The organism is Desulfosporosinus lacus DSM 15449 (genome assembly GCF_900129935.1).
GTDB classification, from domain to species: Bacteria; Bacillota; Desulfitobacteriia; order Desulfitobacteriales; family Desulfitobacteriaceae; genus Desulfosporosinus; species Desulfosporosinus lacus.
This window is the reverse complement of record NZ_FQXJ01000006.1, coordinates 350,092-374,495: the sequence shown is the minus strand read 5'-3', so window position 1 is coordinate 374,495 and position 24,404 is coordinate 350,092. Positions and strand designations below refer to the sequence as shown.

General features: G+C 42.6%; 20 protein-coding genes. 18 read left to right on the top strand and 2 right to left on the bottom strand.

The genetic code is table 11. The features are described from left to right. Positions 1-338: 338 nt before the first annotated feature. The 4 genes from BUB11_RS10680 to BUB11_RS10665 all read left to right on the top strand — a co-directional run bounded on the left by BUB11_RS10680 (position 339) and on the right by BUB11_RS10665 (position 5,484). Positions 339-1,529: a thiolase family protein gene (locus BUB11_RS10680; protein ID WP_073029733.1), complete on the top strand. Its 1,191-nt coding sequence runs from the start codon at positions 339-341 to the stop codon at positions 1,527-1,529. A 101-nt stretch (positions 1,530-1,630) separates the two neighbouring features. After that, complete coding sequence (locus tag BUB11_RS10675) at positions 1,631-2,599, top strand: MBL fold metallo-hydrolase (RefSeq protein WP_073029732.1); 969 nt, start codon at positions 1,631-1,633, stop codon at positions 2,597-2,599. A 561-nt stretch (positions 2,600-3,160) separates the two neighbouring features. Continuing rightward, entirely contained in the window at positions 3,161-4,462 is a 1,302-nt protein-coding gene (locus BUB11_RS10670; protein WP_073029731.1) for an acetyl-CoA hydrolase/transferase family protein, read from the top strand. Positions 4,463-4,629: 167 nt separating this feature from the next. Then, positions 4,630-5,484: an amidohydrolase family protein gene (locus tag BUB11_RS10665; RefSeq protein WP_073029730.1), complete on the top strand. Its 855-nt coding sequence runs from the start codon at positions 4,630-4,632 to the stop codon at positions 5,482-5,484. 152 nt (positions 5,485-5,636) lie between these two features. Here BUB11_RS10665 and BUB11_RS10660 read toward each other — a convergent pair whose 3' ends face one another. Continuing rightward, the gene (locus BUB11_RS10660) at positions 5,637-6,446 is read right to left on the bottom strand and encodes a methyl-accepting chemotaxis protein (protein WP_073029729.1); all 810 of its coding nucleotides are present in this window, start codon (positions 6,444-6,446) and stop codon (positions 5,637-5,639) included. Positions 6,447-6,664: 218 nt separating this feature from the next. On the opposite strand from BUB11_RS10660, the gene BUB11_RS10655 reads away from it, so the two are divergent. From BUB11_RS10655 to BUB11_RS10595, 12 genes are all read left to right on the top strand, one after another. Next, a complete protein-coding gene (locus BUB11_RS10655; protein ID WP_073029728.1) occupies positions 6,665-8,743 on the top strand; it encodes a sigma 54-interacting transcriptional regulator in 2,079 nt (692 codons plus the stop codon). A 319-nt stretch (positions 8,744-9,062) separates the two neighbouring features. Then, positions 9,063-9,845, top strand: a complete 783-nt coding sequence (locus BUB11_RS10650) for an enoyl-CoA hydratase/isomerase family protein (RefSeq protein WP_073029727.1) — start codon at positions 9,063-9,065, stop codon at positions 9,843-9,845. 148 nt (positions 9,846-9,993) lie between these two features. Then, complete coding sequence (locus BUB11_RS10645; protein ID WP_073029726.1) at positions 9,994-10,773, top strand: enoyl-CoA hydratase/isomerase family protein; 780 nt, start codon at positions 9,994-9,996, stop codon at positions 10,771-10,773. A gap of 136 nt (positions 10,774-10,909) precedes the next feature. After that, positions 10,910-11,668 (top strand): SDR family NAD(P)-dependent oxidoreductase, encoded by a 759-nt coding sequence (locus BUB11_RS10640; protein ID WP_073029725.1) that lies wholly within the window; start codon positions 10,910-10,912, stop codon positions 11,666-11,668. Between the two features lie 76 nt (positions 11,669-11,744). After that, positions 11,745-12,572: an enoyl-CoA hydratase-related protein gene (locus tag BUB11_RS10635; RefSeq protein WP_073029724.1), complete on the top strand. Its 828-nt coding sequence runs from the start codon at positions 11,745-11,747 to the stop codon at positions 12,570-12,572. A gap of 136 nt (positions 12,573-12,708) precedes the next feature. Then, positions 12,709-13,572 (top strand): 3-hydroxyacyl-CoA dehydrogenase family protein, encoded by an 864-nt coding sequence (locus BUB11_RS10630; protein WP_242947513.1) that lies wholly within the window; start codon positions 12,709-12,711, stop codon positions 13,570-13,572. Beyond that, positions 13,559-14,986 (top strand): 4-hydroxyphenylacetate 3-hydroxylase family protein, encoded by a 1,428-nt coding sequence (locus tag BUB11_RS10625; RefSeq protein WP_073029723.1) that lies wholly within the window; start codon positions 13,559-13,561, stop codon positions 14,984-14,986. The genes BUB11_RS10630 and BUB11_RS10625 overlap by 14 nt, the downstream gene beginning before the upstream one ends. A 564-nt stretch (positions 14,987-15,550) precedes the next feature. Then, entirely contained in the window at positions 15,551-16,588 is a 1,038-nt protein-coding gene (gene aroF / locus BUB11_RS10615; protein WP_073029721.1) for a 3-deoxy-7-phosphoheptulonate synthase, read from the top strand. Next, positions 16,578-17,498 carry a prephenate dehydrogenase gene (locus BUB11_RS10610; protein ID WP_084110243.1) on the top strand — a complete coding sequence of 307 codons (921 nt, stop codon included), beginning with the start codon at positions 16,578-16,580 and terminating at the stop codon, positions 17,496-17,498. Before aroF ends, BUB11_RS10610 begins: the two co-directional genes overlap by 11 nt. A gap of 46 nt (positions 17,499-17,544) precedes the next feature. Then, positions 17,545-18,831, top strand: a complete 1,287-nt coding sequence (gene aroA / locus BUB11_RS10605) for a 3-phosphoshikimate 1-carboxyvinyltransferase (RefSeq protein WP_073029720.1) — start codon at positions 17,545-17,547, stop codon at positions 18,829-18,831. A gap of 4 nt (positions 18,832-18,835) precedes the next feature. Then, the gene (locus tag BUB11_RS10600; protein ID WP_073029719.1) at positions 18,836-19,585 is read left to right on the top strand and encodes an AzlC family ABC transporter permease; all 750 of its coding nucleotides are present in this window, start codon (positions 18,836-18,838) and stop codon (positions 19,583-19,585) included. Between the two features lie 30 nt (positions 19,586-19,615). Then, a complete protein-coding gene (locus BUB11_RS10595) occupies positions 19,616-19,936 on the top strand; it encodes an AzlD domain-containing protein (protein WP_073029718.1) in 321 nt (106 codons plus the stop codon). 88 nt (positions 19,937-20,024) lie between these two features. Here BUB11_RS10595 and cls read toward each other — a convergent pair whose 3' ends face one another. Further along, positions 20,025-21,560: a cardiolipin synthase gene (gene cls / locus BUB11_RS10590; RefSeq protein ID WP_073029717.1), complete on the bottom strand. Its 1,536-nt coding sequence runs from the start codon at positions 21,558-21,560 to the stop codon at positions 20,025-20,027. Positions 21,561-21,796: 236 nt separating this feature from the next. Here cls and BUB11_RS10585 point away from each other — a divergent pair, with 236 nt between their 5' ends. Both BUB11_RS10585 and ftsH read left to right on the top strand, forming a co-directional pair. Continuing rightward, complete coding sequence (locus BUB11_RS10585; protein WP_073029716.1) at positions 21,797-22,261, top strand: MarR family winged helix-turn-helix transcriptional regulator; 465 nt, start codon at positions 21,797-21,799, stop codon at positions 22,259-22,261. Between the two features lie 7 nt (positions 22,262-22,268). Then, positions 22,269-24,083 carry an ATP-dependent zinc metalloprotease FtsH gene (gene ftsH, locus BUB11_RS10580; protein ID WP_073029715.1) on the top strand — a complete coding sequence of 605 codons (1,815 nt, stop codon included), beginning with the start codon at positions 22,269-22,271 and terminating at the stop codon, positions 24,081-24,083. Positions 24,084-24,404 lie beyond the last annotated feature (321 nt).

Genomic DNA, 24,404 nt, shown 5'->3' with positions numbered 1-24,404 from the left:
CTTTGCCCGACAGAGGCATTGCAAGCAGCGTTTGTTTTAGCTAGAGCATTCACGTTTCCCTCATCTTTTTTGGAGTCCGCGCCAGCGAAATAGGCTACAGATTCTATGTTATTGAACGTGAATTAAACGACGGAATCAAATTGGCACAATAATTGCATTATTTAGTAAGTTGTGATTATTTTTAAAATAAAGGAGGACTAAAATGAAAAAGGGTTAGAGTGGGACAAAGGAATAATGAAAACTATTGTCAGAGGGAGCAAAGAAAAATCCCTTACTTATGCAATGAAAAAGTTAGTGAGCAGTTGATAATTATTTTTAAAAGAAAGAGGAGGACCAAAATGAAAGAAGTTGTAATCGTCAGTGCTGTGAGAACTCCAGTTGGTACTATTGGCGGGACACTCAAAGGGATAACTCCACAAGAACTGGGAGGCATGGCCGTAAAAGAAGCAGTTGCCCGGGCAGGAGTGAGCCCTGATTTAGTGGAAACAGTTATCATGGGTTGGTCACGACAAACAACTGAAGCAGCAAATATTGCACGCAATTGCTCGCTTTTGGCAGGAATACCGGAAGAAGCCTCTGCCTATACAGTGCATTGCCAATGTGCTGCCAGTTTAAAAGCTATCAGCAATGGAACCCAAGAAATACAGACCGGAAGAGCGGACGTGGTAGTAGCCGGGGGTACAGAGAGTCTGAGTCGTGCGCCCTTTTATCTAAAAAATGCTCGCTATGGGTATGGTGCAGGTGATGGAGTTTTAGTTGATTCTCTAACAGAAGCTGGACCTGGCGGACAACCCGCTTCGATCTACGGTGTTGTTTCAATGGGTGATACAGCCGAAAATGTGGCCGAACAATTTAATGTTTCGAGAGAAGATCAAGATCAATTTGCTTTTCAGAGTCAGCAAAGATGCCAAAAAGCTTTGCAATCTGGAGTTTTCAAAGATGAGATTGTACCAGTTGAAATTAAATCCCGTAAAGGCACGGTTATTTTTGATACAGATGAAGGTCCAAAGGATACTTCGCTGGAAAAAATCGCATCACTAAAACCAGTGTTTAAGAAAGGGGGATCCGTTACTGCCGGTAATTCCTGTGGTCGAAATGATGCTGCTTCGGCAATAGTTTTAATGTCTGCTGACAAAGCCAAGGAACAGGGTATTAAACCATTGGCTAGAATTGTAACGGATGTAACGACTGGAGTCTCTCCGCTGATTATGGGGATTGGTCCGGTACCGGCTGTGCGTAAGGCTTTAAAACAAGCTGGACTAACTTTAGACGATATTGACTTGATCGAATTAAATGAGGCTTTTGCTTCGCAATCCTTAGCCGTTATTCGGGAGCTTGGTTTAGATATGGAGAAAACAAATGTCAATGGTGGAGCAATTGCTTTGGGTCATCCGATTGGAGCAACTGGAGCCCGCTTAATGACGACTCTTCTTCATGAGCTGCGCAGACGAAAGGGTCGCTATGGTATGGTTACCCTTTGTATCGGCGGCGGACAAGGGATGGCTACTATTATTGAGGCTCTGTACTAAACTAGAACTAAGGATATTACTGGCTGAGAGAAGCATTACCGCGTTGCTCGCGGCAATGCTTCTCTGGTTTTTAATCAAAAGTATGATTGGGGAGCAATGGGATGCAGATCTATGAGTATAAAATACCAATGCCAGATATCGGATACAACGCAAATGCCTACTTGATAAAACAAGAAAATAAAAAATCAATTCTAGTGGATGCAGGTCCAAATTCACCACAGGCACTGGATGCCCTCGAAGCTACTCTTAAGAAAGCTGAAGTCGGCTGGGATAATATCGAGCATATCTTGGTAACACATGGGCACTATGATCATTTTGGCTTTGTAGCGCAAATTGCGGAGCGTTCAGGTGCCTTAGTTTGGGTTCATCCTGCTGATCGCAATAAATTAACCAGTGCACTAAAGAACCCATTTTTTATAGACCCGGAAGCGGCAATTCCGTTTTTGGAGGAGCTTGGGATTCAGAGGACTAAGATAGCGGGTCTGATAAATGAGGTGGTAACCTTGGAGGGCGGGACTAAGCCTTTGCCGGAGTCTTCTATCCGCTCTTTGGCCCAAGGATCTGTCTTGAATTTATCTGGTCTGACCATTAAGGTGATTCACACACCGGGGCATACACCTGGTAGTTGTTGTTTTCAACTTGTAGAAAATGGCGCAGTGTTCACTGGTGATACATTGCTTCCGGAAATTACTCCAAACCCCATTTTTGATCTTGAAGGGGAGGAGAGAGACTTAAGCTTGGTAAGATTGCAGGAGTCTATGACTAAGATTCGCCTGCTTAGGGCTTCTAAAGCTTATCCAGGTCATGGTAAACCAATCTTATCAATTGACTCAGCCATTGATCGCCAGTTTACCCATATGGCTAAACGCAGTGAACAAGTCCTTGGAATTCTTGGCATTTATGGCTTGAGTACATTTTCTGTAACTAATAAATTGTTTCCCAGCGACGGCGGGCGGTATCATACTTGGTTGGCACTTTCTGTGACGCTGGGGCATTTGGGTTGGCTAAGAGTTCGAAATTGTGTCCGAACTAGGCGTAATGCAGGGATAGTATATTGGGAAGCTCAGTGAGCGGCATATAAACCGAGTCATATTCGCATTATCATGATGCAGGTATGATTCGGTAAAACTCTGATTTATGCGGACTTTTAAGAGGACAATGATAAACCCACTGCAAATTCGCAATGGCGTTCATCATTGTCCTCTTAGATGCTGTAGACATTGAACCGTTGACGGTGGCTATTCGACGATTAGACAGTTAAGATTAACAAATCATAACTTAAGTGATTTAAGAGTAGTAAAATGGCACCGGAATTGCAAATATATTAAAATATTATAAATATACTGATAATTTTGGTCAAAGATCTCGACTTACTGTAGGTTGAAAGAGGTGAAAGATAGCTTAACCACAGATATAGGGATAGGATCAAGGGTGTTTTACATTAGCATTGATACTATGATAAATGCGTCAAATGCGAGGATTGAGGGTGTTTGGAATACTTCGGCAAAATCATTGAGAATTAAGCCGATGATTGAGATGAAGAGATTACTATGTCTTCATTATTGACAGGCAGATGTATTTCTAAAAATCTGAATTTTCATAACATTTTTAGAGGAGGAAATTTAGAAATTATGAATCGAATTCAAGAACTCTACAACCGCAAAAAACGAGATGCTTACGAAGCGATTAAACTAATCAAGGATGGAGATTGGATATGTTTACCTTTGGGAATTGGCGAACCACCGACAGTTTTAACCGCCTTATCAGAACAACGCCGCAACTATCATGATGTTAAAGTAATGCAAATGTTTGCTCAAAGGAAATATGGTTACTATGATCCCGAAACAGCGGAGAACGTTCGTCACGTAGCTCTGTTTGTTGGCGGTGCGTCTCGAAAAGGTGCTGAAGAAGGCTGGGCAGACGTTATTCCTAATAACTTTTACAGTGTTCCAAAGTTAATTAGGGATGATCATATTAAAGTTGATGTAGCAGCTTCTATGGTTTCCCCTATGGATAGTTTCGGTTACTTTTCTTTAGGTGTAGGAGCGGATTATTCCATGGCAGCAATTTCCAAGGCGAGGGAAGTGATTGTAGAAGTAAGTCCTGAGGTGCCTTACGTATATGGAAACAATAAAGTTCACATTTCTCAGGTTTCTGCAGTGGTAGAAAGTCAATTTCCATTATTTGAAATTCCAATTGCTCGTACAATAACCCCAGTCGAGAAGGCTATTGGAGAGTACGTAGCTGAATTTATTAAAGATGGTGATACCCTGCAAATTGGACTTGGGAGCATTCCTGATGTTGTAATCACGCAACTGCAAAACAGACATGACCTTGGCATTCACACAGAAGTGATGACGGATTGCATTCTAAATTTATTTAATGCTGGTGCAATCACAGGCCGCAAAAAAAACTATCTACCAGGTAAGATGATTTGTACTTTAGGACAAGGCACCCGAAAACTATTTGGCATGATGGATCATAATCCTATGGTCGAGATGCACCCTGTAGACTTCACCAATGATCCTTATCTTGCCGGAAAAAATAATAATCTAGTTAGTATTAATGGCTCGATTCAGGTGGATTTTCTGGGACAATGCAATTCGGAAACCATGGGAGTTAATCCTTTTAGCGGAACTGGAGGTCAGGCTGATTTTGCGCAAGCTTGCGCCCGATCCGAGGGAGGAAGATCTTTTATTACTCTTCCATCAACAGCTAGTAAAAATACGATTTCACGTATCGTTCCGACTTTGTCCACCGGTTCTGCAGTAACTACAACAAAGAATGATGTTATGTATGTTGTAACTGAGTATGGTGTAGCCAAACTTCGCGGGAAGAGCAGAAAACAACGGGCGCAGGAATTAATTGCTATAGCCCACCCGGATTTTCGGGCAGAATTGACGATGGAAGCGCGAAAGATGAATTTATTATAATTTCCACTTTCTCAAACACAACCCATGTCCATTCAGGGGGGTACTCGGTACCCCATTTTGTGTGCTTAAATACAGCGGACCTGAGTAGTTATAGTTATCTTAATTTACTTTTTTCTGTTAAGTGTCCAACTTAGGTACACCGGTTGGGGTGAAAGGAGATGGAACAAATGACCTTAGAATTCACTGACAGAAAACCCCGCAAACCTCGCATTGATTTTCATGTTCATATGGGGTTATACACCTATTCCCATCCGTGGGTGACTGAATGGATCAAGCAAGCTCATCCTGAAGGGTACGAAGACTATATTAACCGGTATAACGATCCAGGAGCTTTTGAAGACTTGTTATCGTCAGAAGGGGTTGATTATGCCTGCGTGCTGGCAGAATTAAGTTATATTACCACGGGGATCTGTACTAATGAGCAAGTAAGAGACTTTTGCCGGGGGAGATCGAAGTTAATACCATTTTGTGACATTAATCCTTGTATTTTTACGAACTTGGGAGATGAACTGCGCCACAAGGTGGAAGATGAGGGTTTCCGGGGATTGAAATTATATCCCACCTACCAACATTATTACCTCAACGACCAGAGAATGTACCCGCTCTATCAGGCCGCTCAAGATTTAGGCATTCCCGTCCTGATTCATACCGGTTCCTCAGTCTTTAAGGGCTCTCGTATGAAGTATGGAGATCCCCTGCACTTGGATGATGTAGCAGGAGATTTCCCGAATTTAAACTTGGTAATGGCCCACTCGGGTCGCGGGTTCTGGTACGATAAGGCTTTCTTTCTCTCTAAACTTCACTCAAATCTCTATATGGAGCTTGCGGGTCTTCCTCCTGGAAAATTACTGACTTATTTTCCTGAACTTGCTCGCAACACTGATAAAGTCATTTTTGGCAGCGATTGGCCGGGTATGAGAGGGATTAAGAGCAACATGGAAGCTATTAGCAAGTTAGCATTGCCCGCGGAGGGGGTAGAAAACATTCTTGGTGGCAATGCTGCTAAGTTGTTGCGACTGTAAGTTGGACTAAGATAATAGTTCACTTGGCGACAAGCGATAAATATGTTTCCGAAAAAACCTGTATTTGCCTATAACATTTTAAGGACATGTTATAGGCAAATACAGGTTTTAAGCATGTCATGTAACCATCGAATACCGTGTTACACAGTCTGCTATTCAAGAGCACCTAACTTAACCAGCCGCTCAGCCAACTTCGTAATCGCTGCCATAGCTGCTGATAATTCGGTAGCCGCATTTGCTTGGGAATCAGTAACTTCACTCAATTGACTGATGGATTCAATCAAGGTATTGACTGATGCTTGTACAACCTTAAGGTCACTTTCTATCTCTTGAGTTGATACTTTGGTGGTTTCAGAAAGTTTTCGCACCTCCTCGGCCACTACCGAAAAGCCTTTTCCTAATTCACCGGCCCTAGCAGCTTCAATCGAAGCATTTAAGCCAAGGATATTGGTTCTCATTGAAAGGTGATTGATTTTGTCCTTTACTTTATTGGTATGTTCAACCTCTCTAAGAACAAGACTGGTTTCCATTTCCATATCTTTTACAGTCGCCGCAAGTTCCTCAGAAGAAGCTGACAAATTTTCGGCAGTTGTACAGGTTTCTTCTATAGCTGCCAAGATCTCCTTCCCTGTATTAATTAAAATCTCATACTTATCAACAGAAATTAAAATGATGACGCAACCAACTACCACGCCGTTTTCATAAATAGGATGGCCTATTCCTATGTAAGGAATTCCCAGAACTTCTCGCGGTACGCGTCTAAGAATACGCTTACCGGTACGCATGGCTTCGTCTGAGACTCCTCCGTTTATATTGGAGCTCCCAACTTTTACGTTTAGCTTTAGCTTCGGTGAAGGATAAAAGGCCAATACCTTTTCTCTGTCACAAACTGAAACCGCTACATCACCATCATAAAGTTGAGGAAGCTCACCTGCGACTTCTAAAAATGATTCAAACTTCACATATTCAACTCCTTTTTCAGATCTTACTCATAAAATAGCTTTAATATTGAATATTCGTTGTGATTTGATCTATTCCTGTCTAAATATTAAAAATATTTAGTTTAATGCAAATTCCTTTGTATAGACTAAATCTTCTGATTACACACCTATCCATGTGTGATAAAATAAAGGTGAGGAAAATTCTAACAGCGAAAAATATCAATAAGGGGAGATGTTCCATGAAGGTTCGTGACATTATGCTCCCTAATAGGGATCAATTACGGCCCCAAGACAGCATACGTAAAGTGATGGAACTGCTTAAAACTTCTAAACTTCTTGGAGTGCCTGTCGTTGATGAAGTTGGACAACTCATTGGCTATTTTTCATTGTCGACTCTATTCAGTTGTTTATTGAATGATTTAAGTATTGATACTCCAATAGAAGCGTACTACATCCGGGAGGTTGCATATTTTCGGGAAGATAAATCCTTTAATAACTTGAAAGAACTGACCCACTGGTTGCATACAGTTCGAGTTGGACAAACTCCTGTTGTTAATATGGCCAACGAACCGATTGGTGCGATTACCCAAGCAGGTGCGGTTAACGAACTCTTAGATCAAACGGAGTATTTATATAATGAATTGTCCAGTGTTATAGAGAATGTCCCTGCGGGAATTATTGCAACGGATGATAAGGGGTTTATCACCTTAGCGAATCAATACGCCAAGAATATCTTACAATGGATCGGAGGGGGTAAATATATCGGCGAATTTCTTAGCGAGTTGAAAGATGATTTTGAACCTGTTGTTGAAGGGGCTTGGATTACACCTCATAAGATTGAATATCAAGCGCTAAAATTAATTGCTACTGCTGTCCCCATCTATCAAAATACAATAATAAAGGGGGCAACCTTTGTTTTACAAGACCTGACAGATGTTGAAGGAATTGCCCATGAATTAAAAATTGTCAAGGAACTCAAGACGACTCTAGAGACTGTTTTAGAGGTTGCTTATGAAGGTGTAGCGGTATTAGATGAACAAGGTCGGCTCAACATGGCGAATGCTAACTTCTGTAAAAGAGTTGGTAAGTCAAAGGAAAAGATCATTGGACAAAATATCAATAAATTTGTCCCTCTAACGGACAACCAGTCCCCTTTGCAAGTATTGGAAATCGATACTAAACCCTGTGTCATCTCTACTTTGCCCTTTACAAAAGAAAGCAAAATTAAGGGAACAGTGGTCAAGATATATGAAGATTTAGATCAATTAGCAGATGTAATGCAACAAGTGAATCGGATTAATATGCAACTAAACTATTACAAAGATGAGCTGTTAAAGGTAAATGGAACAAGTTATACAATCGGCAATATTATTTGCAGTAACGAGCGCACTGCTAAGCTAAAAACTCAGGCACTTCAAGTAGCACGGGGAAACTCGACTATTCTTATTACCGGTGAAAGCGGTACTGGGAAAGAACTGTTTGCTCATTCCATTCATAATGCCTCTGATCGACGTAAAGAACCTTTTATAAAGGTTAACTGTTCGGCCATTCCCGGTGACCTCGCGGAATCAGAATTGTTTGGGTATGAGGACGGAGCTTTTACCGGTGCGCGCAAACAGGGTAAACCAGGCAAATTCGAGTTAGCAAGTGGAGGTACGATTTTTCTTGATGAAATTGGAGATATGCCATATTTACTGCAAAGTAAGTTATTAAGAGTCATTCAAGAAAAGGAAGTTGAGCGAGTAGGTGATGTTAAGACTCGTAAAGTTGATGTTAGAATTATTGCCGCTACGAATAAGGATTTAAAACGTCTTGTCGCTGAAGGGAAGTTCAGGGAAGATTTGTTTTACAGGTTAAATGTGATTGATTTAAAGATACCCCCTTTGCGTGAGCGAAAAGAGGATATTCCAATTCTGGCAGATTATTTTATAAGTAAATATAACAAATCATTTAATAAACGAGTGGATGGGATCACTGAAGGAGCTTTAGAAGTTTTCGATCATTACAATTGGCCAGGTAACATCAGGGAGTTAGAAAATGTGATCGAAAGAATATTGAATTATGTGGAATATGGCTTAATAGATCTGCAAGATTTACCTGATGAAATCATTCAAACAGAGAAATTTAGCGGGATTGCAGGTCTGAGTTTAATAGGGCAGAGCCTGGCCAATATAGAACAAGTAGCAATTCAAACTGCCTTGACTGAGGCTAAAGGCAACAAGTCTAAGGCGGCGAGGTTGCTCGGTATAAGTAGGTCGAAATTGTATGAAAAGCTTTCACAAATGCCTGATATTTTAGTCGATCATAGAAGTTTATAGAATAATAGAATTTATTGTGTTGTACGAGAAACATACAAGTGTATGATTCTCGTACATTTTTATTGGCAGGATTAGCTTTAGCCTTAGCAAGAATTACTGACTTGCGAGGGCTAAGGCTATTATATTTTTTAAATATAGGGTTGGCACAAGTATTGCAATAATATTCAGATAAGTGTGTCGGTTCAGAATAAAAGCACAGATTAACTTATTTGTTGATAATGATCACAGATGAGACTCGGGATATCTTCATAAGGGGGTGAAGGAAGTACGCATACTCTGCCCTTAATTATTTTGAGTTAAAGTCAAGGAGGCTTAAATAGTGGATAGAGGGAATGAATTTGTTAAATGCCAGATAGAGGAAAATATTGCAGTGGTGACAATTGATCGACCACCCGTTAATGCTTTAAATCCGCAAGCTTTAATGGAGTTCCAATCAATTTTTGATAATCTGGCCAGGGAACCTAAGGTTCTGGTTGTGATAATTACCGGAGGCGGTAAAAAAGTATTTGTGGCAGGGGCAGATATTGACAGTTTAAGAGCTGAAACACCTGAAACGGGACTGGTAACGAATTTGCGTTTTCAAGACACCTTTACTAAGATTGCCAATTTCTATAGACCTGTGATTTGTGCGGTCAGTGGACTGGCTATTGGCGGCGGCTTTGAAATTGCAATGGCTTGTGACATTGTAATCGCGGACACGAGTGCAAGTTTCAGTTGCCCCGAAGTAAACTTAAGCCTTATAGCTGCAGGTGGGGGTACTCAAAGATTACCGCGGCAAATTCCAGTTGCTAAAGCTAAGGAGCTACTCTTTACAGGCCGGAAGATGAAGGCCGAGGAAGCTGAAAAGGTTGGTTTTGTCAATCAAGTAGTGCCTGTAGGTGAGGTTCTTAACACCGCAAAAGCTTTGGCTAAACAAATTGCAAGCAGAGGTCCGATAGCTGTAGCTATGACAAAAAGGTGTATAAATCAAGGGTTAGATTTACCTCTTAAAGAGGGTTTGCAATTAGAGGCGGTAGAGAGCGCTTCTAATTTCGGTACAGCCGACTTTATCGAAGGCGTAGATGCTTTCTTTGCCAAAAGGGCTCCGGAGTTTAAAGGTTAGTAAACTTGTTTCAGCAAAACGTGCAACCTTAACAAATACTATCGTGCTGAGGATCGGGTTTCGTCAATACCCTGTCCCATAAGGAACACGTCTTGGCGGAGGCAGAGTGTAAGAGTATTTGAATGAGGTGCAAAGGGGTGGATACAAATTGGGGACTTACCGTAATCTTATTTTGGAGAACAGAGAAGGCATTTTACTGGTGACTATTAATCGAGCGGAAGTAAGAAATGCTCTTAATTGGGAAACATGGGAGGACATTGGGCAGCTAGCCAAAGAGATAAACAATGATGAATCAGTTAAAGTAGTCATTATTACGGGAGCAGGAGACAAGGCTTTTGCGGCTGGGGCAGATCTTAGATGGCTTTTGGAACGGCCATCTATTGAAGCGCTAGAACCCGGAGTACAAGGAGTTTTGACAGAATTAGAAAATACAATAAAACCAATCATCGCTGCTGTTAATGGTTTTGCCTTGGGAGGAGGGTGTGAGCTTGCCATGGCTTGTGACCTTAGAGTTTCAAGTGAGCGAGGTAAGTTTGGACTTGTCGAACCGACCGTTGGAATTCTGCCAGGTGGTGGTGGAACCCAGCGTCTGCCACGTTTGGTCGGCAAAGGGAAGGCTAAAGAACTGATTTTTACCGGGGATATCATTGATGCTGTTGAAGCAGAACGAATTGGTCTGGTAAATAAAGTTGTCCCTCACGACCAGTTGCTTGTTGCATCATTTGAAATGGCAAAAAAAATTACCGCTAAAGCACCGCTTGCTATACGAATGGCTAAAAAGGTAATTGACATGGGAATGGCCACTGATTTCCCTACAGGGTTAGCCTTAGAAAAATTAAGTCAAGCTTTCTTGAACGGAACAAGTGATCGTACTGAGGGCATGACGGCTTTTCTAGAAAAACGGAAACCGAATTTTCAAGGAAAATAGGTTTGTTAAGATAGTAAAAATACTTACAGAAGCTCATCAGGGGATCTGGGGTTTAAGCTTAATTTAGTTCAACTGACCAAAGATTACAGGCAGTGCAACAACTAATTTAAGTTAAATAAAAAATCTAGGAGGAAGTATGATGAAATTTGCTGGCAGAGTAGGGATTGTTACCGGGTCTGGGCGAGGGATTGGCCGTGGAATTGCTTTAGGTCTGGCTGAGCAGGGCGGCACAGTGGTTGTAGTTGATGTTGACATCAAAAGCGCTGAAGCAGTAGTCAAAGAGATTGAAGCTATGGGCGGCAAGGCCATGGCGGCTAAAGTTGACATCACGAAAAGTGCAGAAGTCAATGACATGGTCGCTAAGGTGATCGAAAAGTATGGTAAGATCGACATTCTAGTTAATAATGTTGGCTGGAATAAGGTCAAACCATTTGTTACTGGGGATGAAGAGTTATGGGACAGAGTCATTGCAATTAACCTAAAAGGACCAATCATCTGCTGTCGAGCAGTTGTTGATAACATGATGCAAAATAACTATGGCAAAATCGTCAATGTGTCTTCCGATGCCGGACGGGTAGGTTCAACAGGTGAGTCTGTTTATTCTGCCGCGAAGGGCGGGGTAATTACCTTTACCAAAACTCTGGCACGGGAAATGGCTCGTTATAAAGTCAATGTTAACTGTGTATCCCCTGGCCCTAGTGACACACCATTTTTGGCAGAGGTTAGTGCCGAGAATCCTAAGTTAATGGAAGCAGTCAAAAGAGCCATTCCTTTGCGTCGCCTAGGTGAACCAAAAGATATAGCTAATGCGGTTCTGTTTTTTGCCTCGGATGATGCTGAATATATTACTGGGCAAACCCTTAGCGTCAGTGGCGGATTGACCATGCATTCTTAATAAGATATAAGCCATAAAATTCTATATTTCAAAATAAAATTCTGCAATAAACCAAAATTAAGGGAGGAAATTAACAATGAAAGCAAGTGTGAAGTATGTACCACTAGACAGAGAATTTTCAGAAATCTTGTATGAGAAAAGAGACGGGTCAGCTTGGATAACTATTAATCGTCCAGAAATCATGAATATATTAACTTATGACCTGGTACTTGAATTGACTGCCGCTTTTGAAGATGTGGAAAGAGATCAGACCATTGGAGTATGCGTCTTAACAGCTGCTGGCGAAAGAGTGTTTAACGCCGGTGGAGATATTGACATGATGAATGCTCTTGATCATGTAACCGGTCAGGTTTGGAACAATGCCTTAATGAAGATGTCCACGATAATGCGCAATATGAGAGTTCCGATCATTTTGGCCGCTAATGGTTATTGCATCGGTGGCGGTAACGAATTAAATATATTCTGCGATATGACGATTGCCGCTGAACATGCAAAATTTGGTCAAGCCGGACCGAAAGTAGGAGCTTGCCCAGTATGGGGAGCTACGCAGATGTTACCGCGGATCGTGGGTGAGAAAAAAGCACGAGAAATGATTATGATGTGCAATATCTATACCGCGCAAGAAGCTTTAGAAATGGGTTTGGTTAACAAAGTAGTTCCTTACGCAGATTTGTACACTGAAACTCAAAAATGGTGTGATACCATCCTCGATCGCAGCCCGCAATCGATTCGGATAGCCAAAGTTTCCTTGAATTTCGAATCAGATATGATGTATCCTTCCTTAATGGCCGGCTCAGTTTACCTAAGTTACATCTGGGGTTCAGATCAAGTCCATGAAGGATTTAACGCATTCAAAGAAAAAAGAAAACCAAATTGGCGCCAATTCAGAAAGAATGCCGAATAAAACAAAGAGAGTCAAACAATACCAGAAAGTATCCTGCCAAAATGTGCCCAGCAGGCACATTTTGGCAGCGATTGTTAACTCCCGTGATTTTAGAAAGAATGTGGGTAAAAATTAATTGATAGGGGAGGCGAAGATTTTGTCAAAAGAGATTAAAAATATTGCTGTTGTTGGCAGTGGGATAATGGGAACTGGAATTGTTTATGCGGGTTTGGTCGGTGGATATAATGTAACACTTTACGGGAGAAGACAGGAGGCGTTAGAACAGGGCAAGGCTTACGTTCAGAAAAACCTTCAAACTGGTGTGAAAATTGGTAAAGTAACCCAAGAGACCATGGATAGTTGTCTGGCGCGAATGAAAGTATCGAATGATTTAGAGACTGCCGTCAAGGATGCAGATCTTGTTATCGAAACTATAGCAGAAAATATTGACATGAAAGGAGAAATCCTTAAACAATTAAACATAATGTGTCCCGAAGGGACTATAATAGCGACCAATACCTCGTCTCTAAGTGTTACTGCAATTGGCTCCTTCGCAAAGAATGCTGAGTTGGTAATAGGAATGCACTTCTTTAATCCTGTTCCAAAAATGAAATTAGTTGAAATTGTTAAAGGTCTAAAAACAAGTGATGAGACGGTCCAGGCAATAATAACCGTTGCTGAGCAGATGGGTAAACAAACTGTGGTTGTCAATGATGCCGCTGGGTTTGCTACGAGCCGTTTAAACGTCTTATTGGGGAATGAAGCATTTTATATGTTGATGGAAGGGGTTGCTTCGGCAGAGGATATTGATAAGGCTGCCAAAATAGGTCTTAACCTGCCTATGGGGCCCTTAGAAATGAGTGACATGGTCGGACTGGATACTCGATATAAAGTCCTTGAGTATTTACATAAGACCTTGGGAGAACGCTTCAGACCTTGCCCATTAATGAAGAAGTATGTGGATGCCGGTTTACTTGGACGTAAAACAGGCGAAGGGGTTTTCAAATATGAGAACAAGTAAAGAGTATCGCGAAAAAATTCTTTCTATGCGTCCTAATGTGTATATGAATGGAAAATTAGTTGGTCGCGATCATCCGGATTTTGAGCCGGGGATTAGAACTCTGGCGTTAACCTATGATTTAGTGGACGATCCGGAATACGCCGATCTATTAACAGCCACGTCTCATTTGAGTGGAGAGAAAATCAACCGTTTTACACATATGCATCAATCGACTGATGATTTGCTTAAAAAACAGGAAATGACTCGGAAATTGTGCTTAGTATGTGGACGTTGTATCCAACGTTGCATGGGAATTGACGCTATGAACGGTCTTTCCTTGGTTACTAAGGACATTGACAATGCTAAAGGTACTAACTATCATGAGCGCTTTCTAAAGTATTTGCGTTTCTTCCAGGATAATGACTTGGTAGGAAATGCTGCGCAATCGGATGTTAAGGGTGACCGGAATTTAAGACCGCATCAACAAGCTGATCCAGATCTATACTTGCACATTGTAGAGAGACGTGAGGACGGAATTGTGGTACGGGGGGCTAAAGCCCATAATTCTATTGCAGCCTATGCTGATGAACTAATAGTTATCCCTACAAGAGCGTTAACCAAAGAAGAAGGGGATTGGGCAGTCGCCTTTGCGATTCAAGCTGACGCACCTGGAATCAAGTTGATCAGCCTTCCCCATAATCATCGGAAACGCAAGCATCTTAAAGCTCCGATTGAAGACTATGGAACCATGCATGCTCTTACGGTTTTCGACAATGTCTTTGTTCCATGGGACCGAGTGTTCATGAACGGGGAGACAGAATTTGCCGGACAATTAGCTTCCCAGTTTGCCACCTATCATCGGCATAGTTATACTGGTTGTAAACCAGCCTTGTCAGATATTTTCCTCGGAGCAACGGCTCTGATGGCGGAGTATAACGGCATAGGCAAAGCCTCGCATGTTCGGGATAAACTGGCAGAATTGATTACCGTAGGCGAGTTAGTCTATGGCGCTGGAATTGCCGCCTCGGTTAAGGGATTTAAAAGTGCATCCGGTACGTTTGCCCCTGATGTTGTTTTCACGAATGTCGGACGTTATCATGCTGGAGTCAATATATATCATGAGTTCGAGACTCTGGCAGATATCGCTGGGGGACTGGCAGCCACGTTGCCCTATGAAGAAGATTTTTACAGCCCGGATACAAAAGACGATTTGGAAAAGTACATTATGCGCAAATCTGATGTCTGTGCTGAGAATCAGCACAGGGCGTATCGTTTAGTTGAAAATCTGATTGCGTCCTCGACAGGGGCGGCAACAGGAATCAGCGGTATTCATGGCGGCGGTTCTCCGGTCATGGAGAAGATTGCTATCATGAGTAAATACGACATACAGGCACGTAAAAATGTTGTTAAATACTTGGCGGGGATCAAGGATTAGGGACAAGGGCAAGGGACTAAACGGCAGGTGGAGCTAAATAGCTCCACCTGCCATTTAGTCCCTTATCTATTTTCGATGACGAACCTGTACTTCGTTACCCCTTGAGGGCGAAACGATTATTACTTAATTCACTCGAGAAATAAGCACCTCTCAACTTGTAAAGTGTGAGTCTTCCCATTGGATGAATTGGCCGTCGATTTTTGTGCTATTAGGGGTTGTGATGAGGGGCCTTTGTGTGGTAAGATAGCTTTAATCTTGATTTCAGGATGGTTGGGAAGCTTTGTTTGGCAAAGCTTGTGTAGAATGGCGGTCTGGGGTTTCCGGCGAGGGCTTCGCGTGAAGGGCTCGTCGAAGATGATGAAGATAGGTAGGATAGTAGGATGGGCGCGAGTTAGAATTAAGGCACCTTCTATTCAGGGTGCTTTTTTGTATATCTAAAATGACTCGTGGGGCTTGAGGTTATGACAGTCAAGATTTGACTTAGCTCAAAGAGCTAGCTCAATGCATAATAATGTAAAGCAAGAAAAAAATGGTAATGTAGGATGGTAGAAAGGGGTCGGAGAAATGATTGTTGTTATGAAAATGGGTTCGACGGCAGAACAAATTGAAGAGGTTTCCACACGCTTAACGGAAGAGGGATTCAAAATTCATCTTTCCCAAGGAGTGGAAAGAACAATTATGGGGGCAATTGGGGATCGCACGCGACTTGAAGCCCTTGATTTAGAAGCATTGCCTTGGGTAGAAAAAGTTGTGCCTATTCTAGCTCCGTATAAACTGGTTAGCAGGGAGTTTCACCCTGCAGATAGTATTATTCGCATTGGCGACCAGGAAATTGGCGGCAACAGGGTCCACGTCATGGCTGGGCCTTGTGCAGTTGAAAGCAGAGCTCAGATTTTGGAAACAGCACATGCCGTGCGCGAAGCAGGTGCGACCTTCTTACGTGGTGGGGCTTTCAAACCGCGCACTTCCCCTTATTCCTTTCAAGGGCTAGAAGAAGAAGGATTGCGCTATTTGGCAGAAGCTCGAGAGCAAACCGGCCTATTGGTGATTACCGAGGTTATTGATGCCAGAGATGTTGCTTTGGTGGCTGAATATGCTGATGTACTCCAAATTGGTGCTCGGAACATGCAGAACTTTATCCTCCTCAAAGAAGCAGCCAAGTGTGGGAAACCTGTTCTTCTTAAAAGAGGGCCATCTGCAACACTGGAAGAATGGATGATGGCGGCAGAATATATTATGGATGGCGGAAATTATCAAGTCATGTTCTGTGAGCGGGGGATTCGAACCTTTGAAAGTTATACCAGAAATACGCTTGATTTGAGTATGGTTCCTGCTTTGCATGCTCTGTCGCATTTACCGGTCATTATTGACCCCAGTCATGGGACTGGAAAATGGCATTTGGTCCATCCTATGGCTAAAGCTGCGCTTGCTGCAGGAGCAGATGGCTTGATTGTTGAAGTTCATCCTCATCCGGAAAAGGCCGTTTCAGACGGAAAACAATCCTTAACACCTGAAAGGTTTCAAGTTATGATGGCTGATTTAGCAAGGCTTACTTCTGCCTTAGATCGAGAGTTGGGGGAAGTGAGTAAGTGTGTTAAATGAAGCTTTAATATCCACGGACAATGAGGTGGATTTAACACCGGGTTGGCAAGGCCTTCGGTTACCGAGGGCTTGCATCCTCGGTTTAGGACTGATTGGCGGGTCTTGGGCAGGAGCCTTGCATCGGGCCGGCTGGGATGTTTTTGCAGTTGATTCAAATAAGGCCAGTATCGATGAAGCTGTGGGGCGAGGGTGGCTCCAAACAGGGTGGACATCTATGCCGAAATTCTTAGACGTCGATTTAATCGTTTTAGCACTTCCTCTGCAAGAGTTGGCAATGGGTCTTGATCAATTAGTGGGAAAGATTACCAAGGGGACGATCGTGACAGATGTAGGAAGTGTAAAGGGAGAAATTTGCCACAAATCGATGATTGATTCTAGAATGGATTTTCGCGACTTCCATTTTGTAGGCGGTCATCCTATGACAGGTTCAGAACAATCCGGTTTTGGTGCTGCTAATTCTGACCTTTTTCGAGGGTATCCCTACGTCTTAACTCCAGCAGAGGATTGTCCACATCAAGTGGTTCAAAAACTCGTGGAAACTGTACAGGGGTTTGGAGCTAAGGTCATTTTTCGAGATCCTGTCCACCATGATGCAGAAGTAGCAATGGTTAGTCATATCCCTCATTTATTGGCGGTAGCCTTAACTTTGGCAACGCAGGATGCGTCCAAAGAAGGAGGAGCAGCCTTGGCGTTAGCTGGTCGGAGTTTCAGGGAGTTAACGCGTATTGCAGATAGTTCTCCTGAAATGTGGAAGGAAATCATGGTGCGAAATGCTGAGGCAATCTTAGGGGGGCTTGATCTGTGGGAACAAAAAATCAAGGAATTAAAGGAGTGCCTTCTGGAGAGGGATGGAGAGATGATAGCTGATGCATTTCGAAAGGCACATAAGGTAAGGGCAGAGATAAATTGATTTAAGTCTGTGTTAGTAATATAACTACTTTAGGGGGTCAATTTCTATGCGAGGCGTATTTATTAAACCTGTCACGAATTTGAAAGGTGAAATTAGAGTTCCTGGCGATAAGTCAATTTCTCATAGGGCGGCACTTTTTGGCGGAATGGCCTATGGAGAAACACATATATCCAATTTTCTTTTGGGCCAGGACTGTTTGAGTACGCTTCGGTGTTTAAAACAACTTGGAGTCCCATGGGAAAGACAGGAGAAAGAAGTTTGGATTCGCAGTGAGGGCATGGATGCATGGCAAGAGCCAATAGACGTTCTTGATGCCGGTAACTCGGGGACGACTTTGAGACTAATGCTTGGAGCGCTGGCTGGCAGTCCTTTTACCGTCACAATGAACGGAGATGAGTCCCTTCGGTCACGGCCCATGCGTCGAGTTACAGACCCTCTTAAGCAGATGGGTGCTCGGATTATGGGACGAAGGGAAGGTAACTTGGCTCCTCTGACTATGATGGGTGGTCAGTTACAAGGGCAAAGCTTTAGAACTCCCGTTGCTTCTGCCCAAATCAAATCCGCTATCCTTCTAGCTGGATTGAGAGCAAGCGGAGAAACAAGCGTAGAGGAACCTGCACTCTCTAGAGATCACACTGAACGTATGCTTAGAGGATTCGGAGTTGATGTTCAGAGTAATCAGACCATAGTAAGGGTCCATGGGGGCGGGCGTTTAACCGGCCAAGCTGTTTCTGTGCCGGGAGATATTTCATCGGCAGCCTTCTTCCTTGTCTTAGGGAGTTTAGTTGGGCAAGGTGAGATCATCCTGCCGGATGTCGGTATAAATCCTACTCGTACAGGAATCTTAGATGTATTAAAGGGTATGGGTGCGGATATTGAATTGTTCAATGTCGAAGAAGTTTGTGGTGAGCCTAGAGCTACCATACGCGTTCGCCCTGCGAAACTAAAAGGGATCGAAATTGCTGGGGACATGATACCGCGGCTGATAGATGAAATCCCTATCCTGGCCGTAGCCGCTTGCTTGGCTGAAGGGGAAACTGTTATTCGGGATGCTGCAGAACTAAGAGTTAAAGAAACTGATCGAATAAGTACCGTCGTTGGCGGATTAAACGCCTTGGGCGCTAAGGTTGAGGAATTGCCGGATGGCTTGAGGATCCAAGGTCAGACTTCATTGTACGGTGGACAAGCGAATAGTCTTGGAGATCATCGCTTAGCGATGGCGTGGGCTATAGCCGGTATGCTATCGAAGGAAGGGGTTAGTGTAGAGGACATGGCTGCCGCTGATGTATCTTTCCCTGACTTTTTGGCAGTGATTAAGAAAGTAGCTGGATGATTTAATGTCTAAAAAAGAAAGTGAATCTAATCATAACATTGAAAAGGGATTTCTTTACGGGTTAAGCCAATCTCTGACGATTGCCATTGGATATGCCCCAGTAGCCATAACGTTTGGTATTTTGGCGACGCAGTTCGGCTTAACCTTTTGGGAAGCCGGACTGATGTCTTTCTTTGTCTACGCAGGTGCTTCACAGTTTATTGCCATTGAAATGATCCATCAAGGGGCTACCCCTTTGATGATTGGTGTTACTACCCTGATTGTAAATATTCGTCATTTTCTGATGAGCTTATCGGTTGTTCCTTTTTTTCCAGAAAGGACGCTCCTGTGGTCTTTGGGTTTAGCCCAAGGACTCACAGACGAATCATTCGTGCTCAATACAAAGGTTTTGAAGGATGTAGAAGGGGAAGAAAACCGTCGACGAGTCATGTTGGGGATTAACTCAGGGGCTTTCGTCACTTGGGTAAGTCTAACAATTTTAGGTGGTCTGATTGGGAAGTGGTTGCCTGTTCAGTTCTCTGGTTTTCAATTCGCACTCTTAGCTTTATTTATTATATTGACGACGATGTCGCTGTCTCGTAAAAACTATGTGACATATCTTATCGCAGCAGTCCTGGCGGTTGTTTTGAAGTTGCTCATTCCTGGAAAAATCTATTTGATTATAAGTGTGATCCTTGCGGCAGGGATCGGGGCATGGTGGCGCGGGAGGAAAGGCTCTCACCGGGTCGGATTAAACAGCCAAAAGAGCAGCTAAGCTGCTCTAACTAGAGAAGGGAAGGTAGTCATGTCATTCCAACTGCTGGGAACTATTTTATTAATGACTATAGTCACTTATGGTTCGCGTGTTTTGCCATTTCTTTTGTTTAAAGGGGAGAATGTTAAGGGCTTTGCGCGAGATTTCATAGAGCTTGTTCCGATTGCCTTACTTGCTGCTTTAGTTGTTCCGGAGTTGGTGACACCCAGCGGAACAATCGTCATAATGAAAAATCCTTTTCTTTGGGCAGGGATTTTGACATTTCTTTTTTCCAGATTCGTTCCAAATCTTTTTTTAGGAATTCTCTTTGGGATGACCGTGTTCTGGGGATTGGATAAATTACTATTGTAAACTAAAAGTCATTCTCTAAGCAATTGGGGAAAATTCTATCTAAAGTTATAACCGTGCTGTTGTTTTGCAGCACGGTTATAACTTTTTTCTACATTAGCGGTGCGAAAACACGAAGAATAGAGCTGCTCAGCCGTTTATACCATTTAACAGCCAGACAGTCCTCCACTGTGACGGATTGGCATTGTTCCAAGGTCTTAAGAAAGTCCGCTGTAACTTCTAAAACACTTTGTGTCTGATAGAGCCAGACACCGCACTCAAAATGCAGGTATAAACTGCGGTAGTCCAAATTTATTGTACCAACAACTGCTAACTTGTCGTCTACCGCAAGAGTTTTAGCATGCAGAAAGCCGGGGGTGTACTCGTAGATTTTTACGCCGCTTTCCACAAGGGCATCATAGTTTGAACGGGTCACAGCATGGACATACCATTTGTCCGTGATATGTGGAGTAATGATTCGGACGTCCACATTCCGCTTAGCAGCGGAGCAGAGGGTGGTCATCATCATATTGTCGAGAATGAGGTAGGGTGAATTGATGTATACGTATCGCTCAGCTGTGCTGATAAGATTCAGATAAACGGTTTCTCCTAATGATTCATCATCTAAGGGGCTGTCGCCAAAAGGCTGAACATATCCGTCAGAGACAAAAACTTTTTCGGGACTGGCGACAGGTCTATATTGCTCATAGTCCTCATCTGTTTTTTTCTGTTGACTCCAAAGAGATAGAAACATGACAGCAAAACTCCAAACAGCTTCCCCCTGAATGATGATAGCAGAGTCTTTCCAGTGCCCGTGTTTCACATAAGAATTAATATACTCGTCTGCGAGATTGATGCCGCCAGTAAAGGCGGTATAGCCGTCGATGACTGCAATCTTGCGATGGTCACGGTTGTTCATGCGCGCCGACAGAATCGGGATAAAGGGATTAAACACACAGCATTTGATTCCCATTTTTTCAAGTTGTTTATCATAACGATAAGGCAACGTGAAAAGACACCCGACATCATCGTATATCACTCGAACATCGACGCCCTGACTGGCTTTTTCTACGAGAATATCCAATATGGAATTCCACATGAGGCCCTCTTCAATAATGAAGTATTCTAAAAAGATATATCGCTCAGCTTTTTTCAGTTCCTTTAATAAACGGTCATACATTCTTTCGCCTGGTGTAAGATACTCCGAAATTGTGTTTTGATAGACAGGACAAAAGGAATAGTTTTCAATATAGCGTGACTGATTTGCTGCACTCAAATCGCGTGTTTGAATATCCTTAATAACAGCCTCATTTTGGCCTAGCAGTTCAGTCATCTTTTCTTGAATCACACGCATTTTCCGTTTAGCTCGCTTGCTCAATTTATTTTTTCCAAACATCAGGTAAAACAATCCGCCGAAAATCGGGAATAGCATAATAGGAACAATCCAGGCAATTTTATAGGCGGGATTGGTCTTGCCGCTTAATATCCTCAGTACGGCTACTACACTAAGCAATGTACAAAAGGCATAAAAATAAACAAAGTAGCTGCTAAATCTTAAAATGAACATCACTAAAGCAAATATTTGGATCACGATAGGCAAACCAACTAAAAAGATCCTATTGAATAGAAGCTTTAATAACTTCTTCATACCCTTCACACCTCAAATTTCTAAAAACATGCTCTCGACTTAGGATACCGCTCTCTAACTCAGAGATCAACAGGGTTTTTTGATACATTTACTGAATTGAGGCATCAGGGCGTGTGTTGTTGTAAGAAAACATAATCCAAGAGCACATAGACCCAGCTTTAACTATTGACTAAATAAAGTATACCCTATATTATATATACTGTAAATATATTGTAGTGTATAAGTGGAGGCCGAAGATGAAAGGCATGGTATTTGAAAATGAAATATGGGACTTTTTACGAACTATCTCAGAGTGTATGGCAAACGCTTTCCGGCCAATTGTTGAGGAATATGGATTAACAATAATGCAGACTCGCATTCTTGTTGAAATCAAGGAAGGAGGCCCTCACACGATAGGGAGCTTGGGCGCCATCGTTGGAATCACAGGAGGGAATGCTTCTTCCATGTTCAAGAAGCTTGAAAAGGCTGGCTTTTTAAGACGCATTCGAAATCCTGAGGATGAGCGGTATGTTCAATTGGCGCTTACTGAAGTTGGAGAAGAGACAATTAAAAAGATTGAGGATGTTCTTGAGCAAAAATACGGAGCTTTTCTAAAAAACAAGGACAAGGAAGAATTTCAAACTATCTTCGAATGTATGGGCAAAGTAAGTTCTTTTCTAATGGAAATGAGTAAATTTATACCAGATAAAACAATGGAGTGAGAATATAATGGATGAAAAAAACCCCCCCAAAAAACCCTTGATTTATTACTCTTTAGTTGCAATGGTTATTCTTTTGTTACTGAATGCCTTGGTTTTCCCCGAGCTGATGAAGCAAAAGGTCACCCAAGTGGACTATGGCAACTTTTTAACACAAGTAGAAAAAGGATCTGTGCTTGAAGTGGAAATTCAGGATAATCAGATTGGTTTTATTGCTAAAAATGAGTCGGGTGAGGAAATCGTATATGCCACAGGAGCGATGAATGATCCGGATCTGGTCAATAGACTTCATAATGCCGGTGTGAAATTTTCTCAGGTTATTCCCAAAGAAAATTCCCCGTTGCTAAATTTTCTTTTAACATGGATTTTGCCCTTAATTTTGTTTGTTGGGATTGGGCAATTGTTGGCAAGGCAGATGCAAAAACGGATGGGCGGCATGAATGCTATGACTTTCGGTAAAAGCAACGCCAAGATCTATGTTCAGGCACAGACGGGAAAAACCTTTGCCGACGTGGCGGGACAGAATGAATCGAAAGAAGCGCTTGCTGAGATTGTCGATTTTCTTCACAATCCAAAAAGGTATGCTGAAATTGGTGCGAATCTGCCCAAGGGAGCTTTGCTTGTGGGCCCTCCCGGGACGGGCAAAACTTTACTGGCAAAAGCAGTAGCCGGAGAAGCGAAGGTTCCCTTTTTCTCGATTTCAGGTTCAGAGTTTGTAGAAATGTTTGTGGGTATGGGTGCCGCAAAAGTGCGAGATCTATTTAAGCAAGCCAACGAAAAAGCCCCCTGTATTATTTTCATAGACGAAATTGACACGATTGGTAAAAAACGGGGGAACGGCGGGTTCGGAGGAAACGATGAACGTGAACAGACCCTGAACCAGTTGCTTACTGAGATGGACGGTTTTGATGGTAAAAAAGGTGTCGTGATACTTGCCGCCACTAATCGCCCCGAAACTTTAGACAATGCCTTGCTTCGTCCAGGCAGATTTGACCGTCGAATCCCAGTGGAACTTCCTGATCTGGCAGGTCGGGAGGCAATTTTAAAGGTTCATGCTCAGACGATTAAGATGGATGAGACGATTGATTATAAGGCTATTGCACGAGCAACCTCAGGTGCTTCGGGCGCTGATCTGGCTAATATCATCAATGAAGGGGCACTGCGCGCAGTTAAATACGGCAGAACCCGTGTCGAACAAGAGGACTTAGAAGAATCTGTTGAAGTTGTTATTGCGGGTTACGAACGCAAGGGCGCTGTTATCTCCCATAAGGAAAAAGAGATTATTGCTTATCACGAAATAGGACATGCTCTAGTAGCAGCGAAACAAACTGATTCTGCACCGGTGCATAAGATTACTATCATTCCAAGAACGTCGGGTGCACTTGGCTACACCATGCAGGTGGAGGAAGGCGAGAGGGTACTGATGAACAAGGAAGAGGCTTTTAACAAGATTGCCACCTTTACAGGAGGCCGAGCAGCGGAAGAACTGATATTCGGTACCTTTACAACCGGGGCTTCCAACGACATTGAACAGGCCACTAAGATAGCGCGGTCAATGGTTACACGGTTCGGTATGAGTAAAAACTTTGATATGATGGCTTTAGAAACAGTGAATAACCCATATCTAGGCGGCGATACTTCCCTTTCTTGTTCTTCTCAAACGGCGGCCAAAATCGATGAGGAGGTTCTTGCTATCATTAAAAGTGCCCATGAAAAGGCAATCTCAATTCTAAAAGAGAATACTGATAAGTTGCATGAACTCGCTCGCTTTTTATTGAATAAGGAAACCATTTCGGGTGATGAATTCATGGCGATACTGTCCTGATTTCGACGATAATGAACTCGTTTAGCTAAAGCTGAACATCGAGACTTCGGTGGGTGACTCTACGAAGCAAAATAAGGAACACCCACTATAGAAGTGAATGTCTTCTTTGAATTTGATAAAATGAAATATTAAACCCACGGAAGAAACAAAAACTTCTGTGGGTTTTTAGCACTCGTAGGGGTAGTTGAATGAAGATTACCAATGTTTCTTTGGAAGAAATACCTTTTTACATGTTACAATTGATTGAGGTTTTAAAGCTTTATACGTGGAGAGCGGAATAAATATAAGTGTAACTGCAAAGATTGGTAATTATTAATCTGA

What these genes read in the sequence shown, in the direction of transcription:
- BUB11_RS10680 (WP_073029733.1), top strand. Translation starts at nt 339, where the DNA reads ATGAAAGAAGTTGTAATCGTCAGTGCTGTGAGAACTCCAGTTGGTACT.
- BUB11_RS10675 (WP_073029732.1), top strand. Translation starts at nt 1,631, where the DNA reads ATGCAGATCTATGAGTATAAAATACCAATGCCAGATATCGGATACAAC.
- BUB11_RS10670 (WP_073029731.1), top strand. Translation starts at nt 3,161, where the DNA reads ATGAATCGAATTCAAGAACTCTACAACCGCAAAAAACGAGATGCTTAC.
- BUB11_RS10665 (WP_073029730.1), top strand. Translation starts at nt 4,630, where the DNA reads ATGACCTTAGAATTCACTGACAGAAAACCCCGCAAACCTCGCATTGAT.
- BUB11_RS10655 (WP_073029728.1), top strand. Translation starts at nt 6,665, where the DNA reads ATGAAGGTTCGTGACATTATGCTCCCTAATAGGGATCAATTACGGCCC.
- BUB11_RS10640 (WP_073029725.1), top strand. Translation starts at nt 10,910, where the DNA reads ATGATGAAATTTGCTGGCAGAGTAGGGATTGTTACCGGGTCTGGGCGA.
- BUB11_RS10635 (WP_073029724.1), top strand. Translation starts at nt 11,745, where the DNA reads ATGAAAGCAAGTGTGAAGTATGTACCACTAGACAGAGAATTTTCAGAA.
- BUB11_RS10625 (WP_073029723.1), top strand. Translation starts at nt 13,559, where the DNA reads ATGAGAACAAGTAAAGAGTATCGCGAAAAAATTCTTTCTATGCGTCCT.
- aroF (WP_073029721.1), top strand. Translation starts at nt 15,551, where the DNA reads ATGATTGTTGTTATGAAAATGGGTTCGACGGCAGAACAAATTGAAGAG.
- aroA (WP_073029720.1), top strand. Translation starts at nt 17,545, where the DNA reads ATGCGAGGCGTATTTATTAAACCTGTCACGAATTTGAAAGGTGAAATT.
- BUB11_RS10600 (WP_073029719.1), top strand. Translation starts at nt 18,836, where the DNA reads ATGTCTAAAAAAGAAAGTGAATCTAATCATAACATTGAAAAGGGATTT.
- BUB11_RS10595 (WP_073029718.1), top strand. Translation starts at nt 19,616, where the DNA reads ATGTCATTCCAACTGCTGGGAACTATTTTATTAATGACTATAGTCACT.
- cls (WP_073029717.1), bottom strand. Translation starts at nt 21,560, where the DNA reads ATGAAGAAGTTATTAAAGCTTCTATTCAATAGGATCTTTTTAGTTGGT.
- BUB11_RS10585 (WP_073029716.1), top strand. Translation starts at nt 21,797, where the DNA reads ATGAAAGGCATGGTATTTGAAAATGAAATATGGGACTTTTTACGAACT.
- ftsH (WP_073029715.1), top strand. Translation starts at nt 22,269, where the DNA reads ATGGATGAAAAAAACCCCCCCAAAAAACCCTTGATTTATTACTCTTTA.